12 protein-coding genes are annotated in these 16,288 nt (G+C 44.8%); 7 read left to right on the top strand and 5 right to left on the bottom strand.

The features are described from left to right. Positions 1 to 41: 41 nt before the first annotated feature. Entirely contained in the window at positions 42 to 1,376 is a 1,335-nt protein-coding gene (gene ftsZ, locus ONT19_RS13090; protein ID WP_217313003.1) for a cell division protein FtsZ, read from the top strand. A 63-nt stretch (positions 1,377 to 1,439) separates the two neighbouring features. Here the strand turns inward: ftsZ and recO are convergent, their stop codons facing one another. Continuing rightward, positions 1,440 to 2,165: a DNA repair protein RecO gene (gene recO / locus ONT19_RS13085; protein ID WP_264952146.1), complete on the bottom strand. Its 726-nt coding sequence runs from the start codon at positions 2,163 to 2,165 to the stop codon at positions 1,440 to 1,442. 233 nt (positions 2,166 to 2,398) lie between these two features. Here recO and rpsT point away from each other — a divergent pair, with 233 nt between their 5' ends. From rpsT to ONT19_RS13065, 4 genes are all read left to right on the top strand, one after another. Next, positions 2,399 to 2,653, top strand: a complete 255-nt coding sequence (gene rpsT, locus ONT19_RS13080) for a 30S ribosomal protein S20 (protein WP_264952145.1) — start codon at positions 2,399 to 2,401, stop codon at positions 2,651 to 2,653. A gap of 308 nt (positions 2,654 to 2,961) precedes the next feature. Next, entirely contained in the window at positions 2,962 to 4,932 is a 1,971-nt protein-coding gene (gene gyrB / locus ONT19_RS13075) for a DNA topoisomerase (ATP-hydrolyzing) subunit B (RefSeq protein WP_118063411.1), read from the top strand. An 88-nt stretch (positions 4,933 to 5,020) separates the two neighbouring features. Then, the gene (locus tag ONT19_RS13070; RefSeq protein WP_264952144.1) at positions 5,021 to 7,393 is read left to right on the top strand and encodes a glycoside hydrolase family 95 protein; all 2,373 of its coding nucleotides are present in this window, start codon (positions 5,021 to 5,023) and stop codon (positions 7,391 to 7,393) included. 14 nt (positions 7,394 to 7,407) lie between these two features. Continuing rightward, complete coding sequence (locus tag ONT19_RS13065) at positions 7,408 to 8,301, top strand: alpha-L-rhamnosidase N-terminal domain-containing protein (RefSeq protein ID WP_264952143.1); 894 nt, start codon at positions 7,408 to 7,410, stop codon at positions 8,299 to 8,301. Positions 8,302 to 8,383: 82 nt separating this feature from the next. Here the strand turns inward: ONT19_RS13065 and ONT19_RS13060 are convergent, their stop codons facing one another. The 4 genes from ONT19_RS13060 to ONT19_RS16410 form a co-directional block, all read right to left on the bottom strand. Continuing rightward, entirely contained in the window at positions 8,384 to 9,019 is a 636-nt protein-coding gene (locus ONT19_RS13060) for a DUF3109 family protein (RefSeq protein ID WP_264952142.1), read from the bottom strand. A 94-nt stretch (positions 9,020 to 9,113) separates the two neighbouring features. After that, positions 9,114 to 9,779 carry a uracil-DNA glycosylase gene (locus tag ONT19_RS13055; RefSeq protein ID WP_264952141.1) on the bottom strand — a complete coding sequence of 222 codons (666 nt, stop codon included), beginning with the start codon at positions 9,777 to 9,779 and terminating at the stop codon, positions 9,114 to 9,116. A gap of 57 nt (positions 9,780 to 9,836) precedes the next feature. After that, positions 9,837 to 11,354: a 2,3-bisphosphoglycerate-independent phosphoglycerate mutase gene (gene gpmI, locus ONT19_RS13050; protein WP_118118493.1), complete on the bottom strand. Its 1,518-nt coding sequence runs from the start codon at positions 11,352 to 11,354 to the stop codon at positions 9,837 to 9,839. A 124-nt stretch (positions 11,355 to 11,478) separates the two neighbouring features. Then, positions 11,479 to 12,558 carry a winged helix-turn-helix domain-containing protein gene (locus ONT19_RS16410; RefSeq protein ID WP_437183496.1) on the bottom strand — a complete coding sequence of 360 codons (1,080 nt, stop codon included), beginning with the start codon at positions 12,556 to 12,558 and terminating at the stop codon, positions 11,479 to 11,481. A gap of 203 nt (positions 12,559 to 12,761) precedes the next feature. Here ONT19_RS16410 and ONT19_RS13040 point away from each other — a divergent pair, with 203 nt between their 5' ends. Beyond that, the gene (locus tag ONT19_RS13040) at positions 12,762 to 13,625 is read left to right on the top strand and encodes a GLPGLI family protein (protein WP_264952140.1); all 864 of its coding nucleotides are present in this window, start codon (positions 12,762 to 12,764) and stop codon (positions 13,623 to 13,625) included. Positions 13,626 to 13,712: 87 nt separating this feature from the next. Continuing rightward, complete coding sequence (locus ONT19_RS13035; RefSeq protein WP_264952139.1) at positions 13,713 to 16,265, top strand: hypothetical protein; 2,553 nt, start codon at positions 13,713 to 13,715, stop codon at positions 16,263 to 16,265. Positions 16,266 to 16,288: the final 23 nt, after the last annotated feature.

Raw genomic sequence — 16,288 nt, 5'->3', positions numbered from 1 at the left:
AATAGAATCAGATTGATAAACCCTATAAAGATTATACAACTATGCTAGATAATGGAAACACTCCTCATATCCTTGACTTTGGGGAGCCAGAAAAAGAAAATAGCATCATCAAGGTGATTGGTGTTGGTGGTGGCGGTGGAAATGCCGTCAACCACATGTATCGCGAAGGTATCCACGACGTTAGCTTCGTGCTCTGCAACACCGACAACCAGGCGCTTAACGACTCACCAGTACCTGTACACCTGCAGTTAGGTAAGGAAGGTCTGGGTGCAGGTAACAAACCTGCCAAGGCACGCCAGGCTGCCGAAGAGACCCTTGAGGATATCAAGAATATGCTCAACGATGGAACCAAGATGGCATTCATCACAGCAGGTATGGGTGGTGGTACCGGTACAGGTGCAGCACCTGTCATCGCCAGAGTAAGTAAGGAGTTAGGCATTCTTACCGTTGGTATCGTAACCATTCCTTTCCGTTTCGAAGGTCCAAAGAAGATTGACCAGGCATTGGATGGTGTGGAGGAAATGTCAAAGCATGTAGATGCCTTGCTGGTAATCAACAACGAACGTCTCCGCCAGATTTATCCAGACCTTGCCGTTCTCGATGCCTTCGGCAAAGCAGACGACACCTTGAGTGTGGCTGCCAAGAGTATCGCTGAAATCATTACAGTACATGGTCTCATCAACCTCGACTTCAATGACGTGAAGACCGTACTGAAGGATGGTGGTGTGGCTATCATGAGTACAGGTTACGGCGAGGGAGAAGGAAGAGTGAAGAAGGCAATAGAAGATGCCTTGAACTCACCACTCCTTAACGATAATGACGTATTCAACTCAAAGAAGATTCTGCTCAGCATCGCATTTGCAAGCGAGAAGAAGGATAATCCAGGCTTGACCATGGACGAGATGAATGATGTCAACGACTTTATGGAGAAATTCGGCGACGACTTCGAATTGAAATGGGGTCTTGCCATTGACCCTGAATTGGGAAGCCGCGTAAAGGTAACCGTTCTTGCAACCGGTTTTGGACTCGAGGATGTAGAGGGCATGAACCGCCATCTCAAGAAGCATACGGAGGAAGAATCTCGCCGTCTCGCTGAAGAAGAGGAGAAACGTGCTGAAAGAGAAGACCGCCGCAAGCGCTATTATGGCAGCGATGGCAATACAACCCAGTACAAGCGTCACCCGCACATTTTCCTGTTCCGCCAGGAAGATCTTGACAACGAGGATGTCATCCTACAGGTTGAAAACACGCCAACCTATAAGCGTACCCGACAGACTCTGGAAGAGATCCGCAATATTGCTTCTGGCAACACAGAGCCAAAAGAAGACAATAACGATGATGCTTCTTCTGTACAGGGCGTCATCAGTTTTGCCTAAACAGAGGACATAGCCAACGTCTGTTTCCCGTTTACATCAAGCAAGCGAGGAAACCTGAAAAGACTAAGCAAACAGTTCCTGAAGAACAGCAAAACTCTTCATTTCCGGGAAACCTGGCAAATGAAGTTTATAATACTCCAATATCACCTCTACACACCTGTTCCGTTCGATACGGGACATTGTGTAGAGGTGCATTGTTTTATACTCTAAACGAAGCAAAGACACAAGCCGCATAGAATCTTCCTTATTTAAATAATGTACGTGGGAAGGAACATGAGCAACAAAACATCCATCTACCAAATCAAAATAATCGCCAGACATACCGCTTTCTATATTGGGCATAAAGCCTAAATGAAAAGACAGCTGTATCATAAAGACAATATGGAAATTACCAATAGAACCTTTAGCCCGGTCTAACCATTCGATACTGTTCTGTACGAAAAGATAGAGCACGCCATTAGCCTGCTCATGACGGGTGGCATACGAAAGCAGTTCTGCCAAGAACATGGAAATGCCCAGTTTGTATGGAGAAAAAGGGATATCAACAAATGGAATCAGAATCGAGACATCTCTAAGACGCTGCAGATTTGACTTAGGGCGATAATCAAATTCGAGATTCAAGACCATGAACGGTTGGAAAAGTTGCCGTTTTATCTTTCCCTTCGATGACTTAGGTACACGCACCATAAAAGAGAGTCTTCCCAACTTTTCGGTGAAGAAATCCACGATAAGTTGAGAGTCTCCATACTTGATGGTTTGCAACACGATAGCACTAGTTTTTATCTCCATTTTGCCTAATATTAGTGAAAAACAGGGCAAAAATACAAAAAAATGCGCATTTAGCGAAAATTTTCCACAAAAAATTTGCTAGATTCAAATAAAAGTAGTAACTTTGCACCCGCAAATAAGCAATGGTCCCTTCGTCTATCGGTTAGGACGAGAGATTTTCATTCTCTAAAGAGCAGTTCGACTCTGCTAGGGACTACAAACATTTAAGAAATAAAAAAAATAACATAAAGAAGATGGCAAATCACAAATCATCAATCAAGAGAATCCGTCAGGACAAGAAGAAGGTTTTGCACAATAAGTATTATGCAAAGACTATGCGCAATGCTGTCCGCAAGTTGCGCAACATGTCTGACAAGGAAGAGGCTGCAAAGCTCTATCCTACAGTTCAGAAGCTTTTAGACAAGTTGGCTAAGATCAACGTTATCCACGACAACAAGGCTGCAAACTTGAAGTCTGGTCTTACAAAGCACATCGCTAAGTTGGCCTAACTTATAAGTCAAAGCAAAGAAATAAATAAGGCTGCAATCCTTTATAGGGGTCGCAGCCTTATTCTTTTTCTATGAACCCGACTACCCATTTCCTGCATCATAAAATCTTCCCATCACAACTAGTTTATACTACAACATACCCTATAAAAACGCGCAAAACGATTATTAAACAGCTTTTTCAAGACACTTTTGCCGCTAAAGTTCACATTCTACGTTTTTTCTTCACTTTTTGGTGATTTTTCACAAACAAAAGTTCCTGTTTCTCAGCTTTTTTTAGTATCTTTGCACGGAAATAAGACAATACTAAAATGGCAGAAAATCAAAACAACGCAAATAATTACTCTGCGAGTAACATTCAGGTTCTGGAAGGCCTGGAAGCTGTTCGCAAACGTCCGGCGATGTATATTGGTGACATCTCCGAGAAGGGTCTTCATCACTTGGTAAACGAGACAGTAGACAACTCTATTGACGAAGCAATGGCGGGCTACTGTACCGACATCGAAGTTACCATCAACGAAGACAACTCTATCACCGTAGAAGACAATGGTCGTGGTATCCCTGTGGATATGCACGAGAAACTACATAAATCAGCCCTCGAAGTCGTTATGACCGTGCTTCACGCAGGTGGTAAGTTCGACAAGGGTTCTTACAAGGTATCTGGCGGTTTACATGGTGTGGGTGTAAGTTGTGTGAATGCACTTTCTACCCACATGTTGTCACAGGTGTTCCGTGGCGGCAAAATCTACCAGCAGGAATATGAGAAGGGTAAGCCTCTCTATCCGGTTAAGGTGGTAGGTGAGACCAACAAGCGCGGTACACGCCAGCAGTTCTGGCCAGATCCAACCATCTTTACTCACACCGTCTACAAATGGGATATCATCGCCAACCGTATGCGCGAGTTAGCTTTCCTTAATGCAGGCATCAAGATTACCTTGAAAGATTTGCGCCCTGACGAGGAAGGTAAGACCAAGGAGCAGGTTTTCCACGCTAAGGATGGTTTGAAGGAATTCGTCCGTTACGTAGACCGTCACCGCACTCATCTCTTCGATGATGTTATTTATCTGAAGACAGAGAAGCAGGGTATTCCTATCGAGATTGCTGTGATGTACAATACTGATTACTCAGAGAACATCCACTCATACGTTAACAACATCAACACCATTGAAGGTGGTACCCACCTGACTGGTTTCCGTATGGCGTTGACCCGCACCTTGAAGGCTTACGCAGAAGCTGACCCAACCATCTCTAAGCAGATTGAAAAGGCAAAAGTAGAGATTGCACCAGAAGACTTCCGCGAGGGTCTTACTGCCGTTATCTCCATCAAGGTAGCTGAACCTCAGTTTGAGGGACAGACCAAGACCAAGCTCGGTAACAGCGAGGTACAGGGTGCCGTTCAGCAGGCTGTAAACGAGGCTTTGTCTGATTACCTGGAGGAGCATCCAGACGAGGCTAAGCGCATCTGCGAAAAGGTTGTCCTGGCTGCTACTGCCCGCATCGCTGCCCGCAAGGCACGTGAGAGCGTACAGCGCAAGAACTTCATGACAGGTGGTGGTCTTCCTGGTAAACTTGCCGATTGTTCAATGAAGGACCCTAAGGAATGCGAAATCTTCCTCGTCGAGGGTGATTCCGCCGGTGGTTCTGCCAAGCAGGGTCGCGACCGTTTCCGTCAGGCTATTCTCCCATTGCGTGGTAAGATTCTGAACGTAGAAAAGGTACAGTGGCACAAGGTATTCGAAGCGGAGTCTGTCATGAACATCATCCAGAGTATCGGTGTCCGTTTCGGTGTAGACGGCGAAGACAGCAAGGAGGCTAATACAGACAAGTTGCGTTACGACAAGATTATTATCATGACCGATGCCGACGTCGATGGTTCTCACATCGACACACTGATTATGACACTCTTCTATCGTTTCATGCCAAAGGTTATCGAAGAAGGCCATCTGTATATCGCTACCCCACCACTCTACAAGTGTACTTATCGCAGCAAGGTAAGCGAATATTGCTATACAGAACAGCAGCGCCAAGCATTCATCGACAAGTATGGAGATGGATTAGAAGACAAGAACATCCACACCCAGCGATACAAAGGTTTGGGTGAGATGAACCCAGAGCAGCTTTGGGAAACCACTATGGACCCATCTACACGCTTGCTCAAACAGGTTACTATCGAGAACGCAGCCCAGGCTGATGAGATCTTCTCTATGTTGATGGGTGATGATGTGGAACCACGCCGCGAATTTATCGAGCAGAATGCCACATACGCAAACATCGACGCTTAAGACAATTCAACTAATTTACATAAGGGGCTGTGCCATTTACCTACAAATGACACAGCCTCTGCTTGTATAAAACCCAACAAACCAACTTATGAAACATTTACTTATCTCTTGCCTATTACTCTCTGCAGCAGGCACACTTCAGGCTGCCCCGAAGAGTAATATTCCACCGCTGAAGCTTTGGTACAATAAGCCGGCTACAGCCTTTGAAGAATCGCTACCTATCGGTAACGGCAAGTTAGGTGCATTGATTTATGGTGGAGCCAACAATGACTCTATCTATCTCAACGACATCACCTTGTGGACAGGAAAGCCTGTCAATCGCGAGGAAGGAGGGGATGCCTACAAATGGATACCTAAGATCCGCGAGGCTCTGTTCAAAGAGGATTACAAGGCAGCCGATTCTCTACAACTGCATGTACAAGGACACAATTCAGAATATTATCAGCCACTTGCCATCATCAATATCAAAGATGCAAATAAAGGACAATTCAGCAACTACAAGCGCGAATTGAGCCTTGACAACGCTATGGCTACATTGAGTTATACAAGAGAGGGAATAAAATACCAGCGAGAGTATTTCGCATCACATCCGGACAAGATGATTGCTATTCGCCTGACAGCTTCCCAGAAGAAAGCCATCAACTGCGATATCTCTCTCACCTCTCTAATTCCTCATCAGGTAAAAGCTTCCAATAAGCAGCTCACCATCACGGGGCATGCTATGGGAAAGCCTGAGAACAGTACCCACTTCTGCTCCATCCTCAGCATCAAGAACCAGGACGGAACCATTACAGCCTCTGATTCTACTCTCCATCTGCAGGACGTAAGCGAAGCGGTTATCTATTTAGTGAATGAAACCAGCTACAACGGATTCGACAAGCATCCTGTAAAAGAAGGAGCTCCATATATTGAAAAGGTTAACGACAATGCCTGGCACTTGGTCAACTATACCTATCCAGAGTTAAAACAGCGTCATATAACCGACTATCAGAACATCTTCAACCGTGCCAAGTTTGCACTCAAGGGAGCTAAGTTCGACAACAGACGAACCACCGACCAGCAACTCTTTGATTACACAGAGAAAGAAGAGCAAAATCCTTACCTGGAAATGCTATACTTCCAATATGGAAGATATCTTCTGATCAGCTGTTCGAGAACTCCCGGCATTCCGGCCAATCTTCAGGGTCTTTGGGCTCCGGCACGAAAATCTCCTTGGCGTGGAAACTACACCATCAACATCAACCTGGAAGAAAACTATTGGCCAGCAGAAGTTACCAATATGTCTGAACTAGTAATGCCTGTAGACGGACTGGTGAAAGCCATGTCTGTAACAGGAAAATATACAGCAAAGCACTATTATGGAATTGAAAATGGCTGGTGCGGTGGACACAACACTGATGCATGGGCGATGACAAACCCAGTTGGAACCAAGAAAGAAAGTCCTAAGTGGAGCAACTGGAACATGGGAGGGGCCTGGCTTGTACAAACCTTATGGGATCACTACGATTACACCCGCGATAAGGAATATCTGCGCAAGACAGCCTATCCATTGATGAAAGGTGCAGCAGACTTCATGCTTGACTGGATGATAGAGAACCCAAAGAAGCCGGGCGAACTGATTACTGCCCCTTGCACTTCACCAGAGGCTGAATATATCACCGACAAGGGCTATCAAGGCTGCAGTTTCTATGGAGGTACCGCCGATCTTGCCATCTTGAGAGAATTGTTTAAAAACACACTCAAAGGTGCTCAGATCCTCGGTATTGATCAAGCTTATCAGGCAAAGTTACAGGAGGCTATCAATCGTCTCCACCCTTATCAGATAGGAAAGCGAGGCAACCTGCAGGAATGGTATTACGATTGGGATGACCAGGATTGGCATCATCGCCACCAGTCACACCTCCTCGGGTTACACCCATTCTATCAGATTTCATTAGATAAGACCCCTGATTTAGCTGCAGCTGCTGCCAAGACTCTTGAGATAAAAGGAGACTTCTCTACCGGTTGGAGCACAGGATGGCGCATCAGTTTATGGGCTCGCCTGCACAGAGCAGACAAGTCATATTCTATGATCAGGAAATTGCTTAACTATGTACATCCGGGCAATTACAACAATCCGAAGAATCGCCCTTCAGGAGGAACCTATCCAAATCTCTTCGATGCTCACCCACCATTCCAGATTGATGGCAACTTCGGAGGCACAGCAGGTATATGTGAGATGCTGATGCAATGCGATGGCGAGACTATGCATCTTCTTCCTGCTCTACCTAAAGAATGGCCAGCAGGCGAAATTAAGGGTATCAAAGCGCGAGGAAACTACGAGATTGATCTCGTATGGAACAATGGAAAAGTCAGCAAAGTTTCCATCACCAGCAAGAATGCCGGTAACCTGACCGTCAAGTATAATGGTAAGTTGAAAGCATTAAGTTTCAAGGCTGGCGAAACAAAACTCATAAAATAGACAAATAATCATCTATGAGATATTTTACAATTCTCATCTTTACAACTCTCTGGGTACTGAATTCCTATGCACAGGAATTCGGTACCCATTGGGTATCATACCCATTCCCCAACGATTCTTCTGAGATATTATACAGGAAAATCTATCATCTTGACCAAAAGCCTTTAAAGGCTGAGATAAGCATGGCAAGTGGAGGAAATACCCGTCTATACATCAACGAAAGAAATGTTACGCCAAGCATTTTCAACGAAGGAGCCAGAGACAGCATCCTTCTGATGCAATCTACAGATATCTCCAGATATCTGAAAAAGGGAGAGAATATCATCGCAGTCTGGTATGCACCAGGAAGAACAAGAAGCAAAAGCAAACAACTGTCATTGGAATTTTATGGCTGGTATACTGACTCTGTTCCTTTTTATCATAAAGCAGACGAAACATGGTGGTGCAAACCGCTGAAGGGGTGCAGTTACAACGAAAAAGAACACTTTGATAATAGAATATACACTACTGAGTGGAAATCGGCTGAATACCAATCTTCAGGATGGGTTCATCCGACAGGTGCCTTCAATGATACGGTAAAGTATATCTTTGTAGACCAGCTGCCATACCTCACCCAGAACAAACTTCAAATGGTATTAGAACCATACGAGGAGGAATTCGATCATCAGGGATGCCGTATAGACTTCGGGCGTCCGTTCCGTGGAACCATCCGGCTCACGATACGCAATGCCAGCAAAGGAACAACACTTCATATTAACGGAAACCAATATGTATGCAGTGGCGAAATGGACGAACAAGCCTATTACCGCATCCATGCTGAGCATCAAAAAGATTTCGTGATAACTTGGGATAAAGGCTTCAGAAGAAGTAATATCACAAATATAGAAGGATTAGAGATTTCGGAATAAGCTCAACAGCGTTTCGAAATCTCTTTTTTATAAAACAAAAAAAGACTTCGGAACTATTATCTTCCAAAGTCTCTAACAGAACTTAATCTTCCAAATCCGCAAGTACTTGCTCTGCCACTTCGCAAAGCTCATCATACCATTCCTTGCCGAATTTCTCTACCAACGGACCCTCCAAGAACTTATAAACCGGAAGATTCAACTCCTCTCCTTTCTTGATGGCATCCTTGCATATACGCCATTTGTTATAGTTGATGCCATACACCTCGTTGCCGAAATCCTTGGCACGTATAGGATACAAGGCACAGGAGATAGGCTTCTTGAACTTCGACTTTCCTTCGCGATAAGCACGCTCCAGAGCACAGAGACAACAGTTAGAAATCGTATGTCCATCGCCTAAATCTTTCAAGTCCTGATAGCAGGTAAACACACAATCCTTACCATTCACAATGCTCGTTACCAAATCGCCTTCAATATCGGTATAAGCCACACCCTGCTTATCAATGATAGCCTGGGCAGAAGCTGAGAGATCATCCCAAACTACATCGAGCGCATTCTCTATCTCCATGATTTCATCCAGGGTAACAGGAGCTCCCGCATCGCCTTCGATGCAGCACTCGCCCTTGCAGGCATCAAGGTCGCAACAGAATTTTTCGGTGATAATATCAGGTGAAACCAATACGTTGCCCACCTGCAGAATACGCAGTTCGTCTTTCTTCATAATGTTTTTTGAGATGAATAAATTTCTTTGAGTGTATAATAAAAATAAGGATAGCTACCCATAAGTGGATAGCTATATATAAAAATAGGTGTACCTACCATTGGATAGGCGCAATTCCGTTCTGCTGCAGATATGCATTGCAGCGGGAGAAATGATGATTGCCAAACCAGCCGCCTCTATTGGCTGATAATGGCGAAGGATGCACGCTCTCCAATATCAGATGCTTGCTCGTATCGATGAGTTTCGCCTTGCTTCGGGCATAACCGCCCCAAAGGATAAACACCAGGTGCTCCTTATCCTTGCTGAGCGCCTTGATGGCAGCATCGGTAAACTCCTCCCAGCCTTTGCGCTGATGGCTCGCTGCCTGATGGGCACGAACGGTCAACGTGGCGTTGAGAAGCAGTACTCCCTGCTTTGCCCAGCGGGTTAAATCGCCCGTAGCTGGCATCGGAGTACCGAGATCCATCTGAATCTCCTTGAATATATTAATCAATGATGGTGGAAAAGTGATTCCATCTGGCACAGAGAAACTCAGTCCCATCGCCTGACCCGGCTCATGGTAAGGATCCTGTCCGATAATCACTACCTTTACATCATCAAAAGGACAGAGATTGAAGGCATTGAAAATCAAGCGACCAGGAGGATAACAGGGCGTACGCAGGTATTCCTCTTTCACGAAGTTTGTGAGGTCAACAAAATATTGCTTGTCAAACTCTCCTTCTATATGCTGTCTCCAACTTTCTTCTATCTTTACGTCCATAATGATTTAAGTTAAAGAAGTCAAGGCTCAAAAAAGCCTTGACTTCCGAAATTATTATTAGTCAATAATCAAGTTCTCACCAGTCATGTCTGCTGGCTGCTCCAAGCCCATGATGTGGAGGATAGAAGGAGCAACGTCTGCCAAACGGCCATCCTTAACGGTAGCTGAGTTGTTATCAGTTACGTAGATGAATGGAACTGGGTTCAAAGAGTGAGCGGTGTTTGGTGTGCCGTCCTCGTTGATAGCGTGGTCTGCATTACCGTGGTCAGCGATGATGATAGCCTCATAATCGTTAGCCTTGGCAGCCTCGATAACGTCCTTTACACAGTTGTCAACAGCGTGAACAGCCTTAGCGATAGCGTTGTAGATACCAGTGTGACCTACCATATCACCATTAGCGAAGTTTACAACGATGAAGTCGTACTCCTGAGTGTTGATAGCACCAACCAACTTATCCTTTACCTCGTAAGCGCTCATCTCTGGCTTCAGGTCGTATGTAGCTACCTTTGGAGAAGGAACCAGGATACGGTCCTCACCCTCGTATGGAGTCTCACGACCACCATTGAAGAAGAATGTTACGTGAGCATACTTCTCTGTCTCTGCAGTGTGGAGCTGCTTCTTGCCCTGAGCGCTCAAGTACTCACCGAGAGTGTTCATTACGTTCTCCTTAGGGAAGAGGATGTGAACGCCCTGGAAGCTTGCATCGTATGGAGTCATGCAGTAGTACTGCAAGTCCTTGATGGTGTGCATGCCTTCCTCTGGCATATCCTGCTGAGTCAATACCTGTGTCAACTCCTTGGCACGGTCGTTACGGTAGTTGATGAAGATAACAACATCACCCTCCTGGATAGTACCGTCAACCTTTGAGTTATTGATTGGCTTGATGAACTCGTCAGTTACGTCCTCATCATAGCTCTCCTGCATTGCCTTCACCATATCGTCAGCCTGCTTACCCTTACCCTCAACGAGCAAGTCGTATGCTTCCTTTACACGGTTCCAGCGCTTGTCACGGTCCATAGCATAGAAACGACCCACGATGCTAGCGATGTGTGCACCGTTCTTGTCGCAGCAAGCCTGCACCTCCTCGATGAAGCCCTTACCGCTCTTAGGGTCTGTATCACGACCATCCATGAAGCAGTGAACGTATGTCTCCTTCAAACCATATTCCTTACCAATCTCAATCAACTTGAAGAGGTGATCCAAAGAAGAGTGAACACCACCGGTAGAAGTCAAGCCCATCAAGTGGAGTTTCTTACCAGTCTTCTGAGCATAGCTGTAAGCATTGATGATCTCCTGATTCTTCAAGATGTCACCGCTCTCGCAAGCCTTGTTGATCTTAACGAGGTCCTGATATACCACACGACCTGCACCGATGTTGAGGTGACCTACCTCAGAGTTACCCATCTGACCTTTAGGAAGACCTACGTCCTCGCCACAAGTCTGGAGAGTAGAATGTGCTGAAACTGCTGTCAAATAATCGAGATAAGGAGTTGGAGTCTTGAAGATAACATCACCCTTATCATGCTTACCGATTCCCCATCCGTCGAGAATCATTAAAAGAGCTTTTTTTGCCATAATTACATAAAATAATTTAAATTCGAATTTCGACTGCAAAGTTACAACAAAATAGGTGAAGGACAAAATAAATTAAGATAAAAAAACTTCCACCTTTCTAAAAAGATGAGAGTTGATAACAAGATCAACAGGTTCGCAGGATATATCCCTTCTTGATGACAGCTTCGATACTTACCTTTTCATCCAGATTCAATGCCCGGCGAAGATAGGTAATCTGCACGTTCAGGGCAAGGGAATTGGAGTATGAGTCATCACCCCATACTTCATTCAGTATGAAATCCCGCTCTACAAGTTGGTTCTGGTTCTCGGCAAGAAGCTTCAGAATTTCAGCTTGACGAGATGTGATGACTACTCTGGAATTACCACATTGCAGTTCATTCTGCGCATAGTAGAAAGCAATGGAACCGATAAAAACAGCAGATTCTTCACCTTTGTCGCCTTCTTTCGGTTGCTTCAACTCATAAATCATATTCTTCAGAAACTCATGGCGAATGCCATCAATGCGTTTCTGGAAGACTATGGTCTTAACCAGATAATACAGACATCCTATCAAGATGAAAAAGAGAAAGATGCTTCCTATCAATTGCCACATCATGGCTTTGAGCGTTCGAGTAATAGGAATGGGCACCTGAAAAGAAATACCTTGGCGAAACATTGGGTTCGTCTGATACTTTACCGTCACCACACGTGACCATCTGCCTTCGACATCATATTTTGCATTCAGGAAGACAGTCTTGTAATCCAGATGGCGAAAAAAGGATATCTTCCCATATCCCTTATCATCCAGTAATCTTTGATAAGAAGCCAACGAGGGATGCTTACCTATATAAGCCAGATATCTGCTGATGATGAGATAAGCATCATCACCCGTAAGATCAGGATCATTCAAACGGACAAGAAAGCGGTGATTGTTCCAAAAAGAAAGCGTAGTACGGCTACATCCCTTCTTCATATCATATTCAGATTCTATCTTAAGCATAACCGTATCTCTTCTACCTTTCGTAGATGAATTCTCCTGCAACTTTTTTCTATTCTTCAAATCTTGCGCTAACACCTCATCACAATCCTTTTTGAATTGCTCTACCTGCTGGTCTAAGCTATATTGACATTGAAGATGGAGCCAATATGCCTGCGTGCAGAACAACAATACGATTGCTACCCCACATACCATCCATACTATTTTCAGCTTACTGTTACTTTTCATACATTCCAGATCTTTTGAATTTGACGGCAAAGTTACTGAAAAATCCGTAAACAAAAGCAAGAGTAATAAAATAATAATAGGCGAAAAGAAGCAAAAGTAATAACTCAGTAACAGAAATCATCGATTTCATCGGATAATCTCAGTATTTTTGCATCACAAAAACGAATGAAACAGATAAAATAATGAATAAAAAGACGAAGATTATGAAAAAGGTATTATTGATGGCATGGCTTGCATTATATGCTTGCATGCTCCAAGCGCAAACAGTAAACCTGTTCGATGAATCAAGCATTGGCATGGGAGATTCCATTGATCAGGTAAAGTATCAGGTAGTATATGATGCCGAGTATATTTACGAAAAGAAATATACCAAGACCGACACCATCTTTGGCCACATCGAAGAGAAAATGCTCTTGCAGATTGGCAACAAGTATTCCGCATTCTACAGTTATCCGATATTCCAAAGAGACTCTACCATCTCTGCGAATATGGCAAAAGGAATACCTGTCAATTTCTCCGGTAATGGCGGACAGATTAATTGGAAAATATATAAGAACTATCCAGAACCGGGCAAAACTGCCTATCTCGATTTCTTTGCTGCCGACAGATATGTGTGCATAGAGCCGATGGAACCGATAGACTGGCAACTCACAGACAGCATCGATTCCATCTGCGGTTACGAGTGCCACCAGGCAATTGCCAAGTTTAAAGGTAGAACATGGATAGCTTGGTATACGGAAGACATCCCTATTGACAATGGTCCCTGGAAACTGAGCAGACTGCCGGGATTGATACTCAAGGCTCACGACTCCGAGAACGATTATGGATTTACGGCTGTAGGACTCACTACAGACAAAGGCTCCACACCTATCTATTATAAAGGTAAGACATTCGAGCCTATCGACCGCAAATCATTGACCTCCATTTACAAGAAATACTATGCCGACCCTATCGGCTATCTGCTTCAAGATGCCAAGTATGCTGCAATTGTAAAGATCAAGGATGAAAAAGGAAATATCCTGAAGCATTCCAAGCGTGCTGAGCCATACAATCCGATTGAAAGATAATTAGCAGTTTACTTTTTTGCCAAACAAGCGTCTTAAAGACATCAGCAAGATAAGTGTCTAAGGTAAAATAGAAAAGAGAGAAAAAAGATGAAGAAAATAATAGTTCTTTTCACTATTCTGTTCGTGACGTGCCATGCGTTTGCCCAAGAGAAGATTAGTGGTTATGTGGAAGATTCACTTACACACAACCGTCTGACCAACGTATCGGTTACGCTGCTGCGCAATGGAAAGCCCTTGAAGTTTACACGCAGCAAGGAAGACGGAACTTTCTTGATTTCCATAGCACAAAAGCAAACTGGCGATATGCTGCAAGCTTCCTATATAGGCTATAAAAAGCAAAAAACGGCGGTTTCATCGGGAAAAGAAACCATCATCAGTATGACTTCAACAGCTTTTGTCTTGAAGGAAGTACAAGTAAAAGGATCTCGTATCACAGGGCGGGATACCATATCTTTCGACCTCACCCGCTTTGCCAACGAACGAGATAACTCCCTGAAAGATATACTGAAAAAGCTGCCAGGCGTGGATATAGAGAAGAATGGCCGTATCAACTACAATGGTAAGCCCATCAACCGATTCACTGTGGAAGGTCTCGACCTGACCGGTGGCAAATATAACCAACTAGAAGAGAATATCAAGGCAAAAGACGTAAAAAAGGCCGAAGTCATCGAGCATGACCAGCCTATCAAGGCGCTCCAGAACAAGACCTTTACGGATAATGTGGCGATGAACATCGCCCTGAAAGATAGTGCCCGCGACAAACTGATGCCCACCCTCAAGCCTTACATGCTCGTAGGGCATCCATCCCACGTAGGCGGAAGCATCAATATCATGCAAATTGGCAAGAAAAAACAGATGATGTATGATGCAGAATACGACAGAACAGGCAAAAATCTCGGCTATGCACTTAACCAACTCGCATCTTACAGCAATCGTCTGGCTCCAGCCTCCCTTCCATCATGGATATCAGTACCATCGCTTGACGCTCCTATCGACGAAGAACGCCTGCGCTTCAACACCTCGCAAAAATACTCCATCAACCATATCAAGAAGAACAAGGACGATGCAGAGACTCGCATAGAAGCCAACTATCTTCGTACGGTAACCCGACAAGAGCGAGAGAACATGAGTATCTACGACCTCGGCGGCGAAGCTCCTACAGTTACCACGGAGCATAACCACAAGACGATGATCAGCGATGCCTTCAATCTGCAATGGGAGAACAAGGTAAACAAGGCTGAGCATTATGGCAACAAGAGTATCGGCCTCAGCGCAGCACAAAACGATGGTTTGTCAAACATCAACGACACGCTTACCCAACGTGTCCGCATCCCAAAGCTCGACCTCTCGGCAAGTATCTACCGCCTCTTCATCTTCAAGAAAAGTCAACTCTCTTGGCGTAGCACTGCCGACTATCACCATGGTGTGGCGGACCTCTACGTTAACGACGATCGGAATCGCATCCGCACCAACCTTTGGCATACTGCCCACGCCTTACAGTGGATGAGGAATCGCTTCCACTGGACACAGGAATATAGAATGAGTATCGACCTCAACAACATCTATGCGAAATATCAGGAAAGAAGCGATGAAATCGGAAAAAACAACGGATTCACCGAAAACAGTCACGATGAAATCGGCAAAAACAATCTTAACATCACAGGGAAGTTCACCCCTTACTGGCAATACAAGACCGAGACGTTCCGTATGTCGTTCTCTCCCGATTTCATCTGGGAACGCTTCACCTATCCACAGAAAACTCTACTTACCATATCACCCTACCTTTACTTATATAAGAAATTAGATTTCCGAAGAGAGTTGACTATCTACACAGGATACAGTACAGGAACAGGCAATGCCACCAACTACGCCATGAAGCAATATCGTCAAAGTTATCGCTCTTGGTACACTTCGAGCGACATCATTCCGATAACTCGCTCTCTTTATGGCAAGTTGAGTTACGACTACAAGCGTCCTATCAAGGAAATCTTCTTCAGCGCATCGGTCAATGCCAGCAAAAACTGGATGAACACGGCATCCGACCTACGCATCGAGGATGGCAAATACTATACCTCATTATATAAGCAGGACAGCAAGAGCAACAACCTAGGGGCATCACTCTACATATCGAAGGGTTTCTACGACCTACATCTGAAGACCCGCCTGGAGGGCAGTTACAACTACAGCAAGGGGGAGCAATACAGCAGCGGCAAAGCCATCAGCTACACCGCCGACAACTATACTGTAAAGCCTAGCATCGACTTCTCGCCGTCCTGGTGCGCCTTTAGCTATGAGGGAGAATTCTCTTTTTACAACTCGAAACGTCAAAAAATGGCGAAGTCATCGTTATTTAATTGGCACCAAAGCGTATCTGCCACCGCTACCATCAGCCATGTGGACCTCTCCTTCTCGCTCGTACATTATCGCAATGAACTGCAAGAGGGCAGCCATCTTAACACCCTCCTTGGCGATGCCTCTGCAGTTTGGAGAATGAAAAAGCTCCGCCTTTCAGCAGAGCTTCGAAACCTATTCAATAAGAAGAATTATATGGAAACCATCTATAGCGGCATCAGTACATTGACCGACTGCTATTATCTTCGCCCTCGCGAACTGATGATTTCCGCCCAGTATTCCTTCTAAACAAGAACTCCCATCTCAGAAAA

It is taken from the genome of Segatella copri (assembly GCF_026015625.1).
GTDB lineage: Bacteria > Bacteroidota > Bacteroidia > Bacteroidales > Bacteroidaceae > Prevotella > Prevotella copri_H.
The sequence above is the reverse complement of the archived record's forward strand: the minus strand, read 5'-3'. Positions and strand labels throughout refer to the sequence as shown.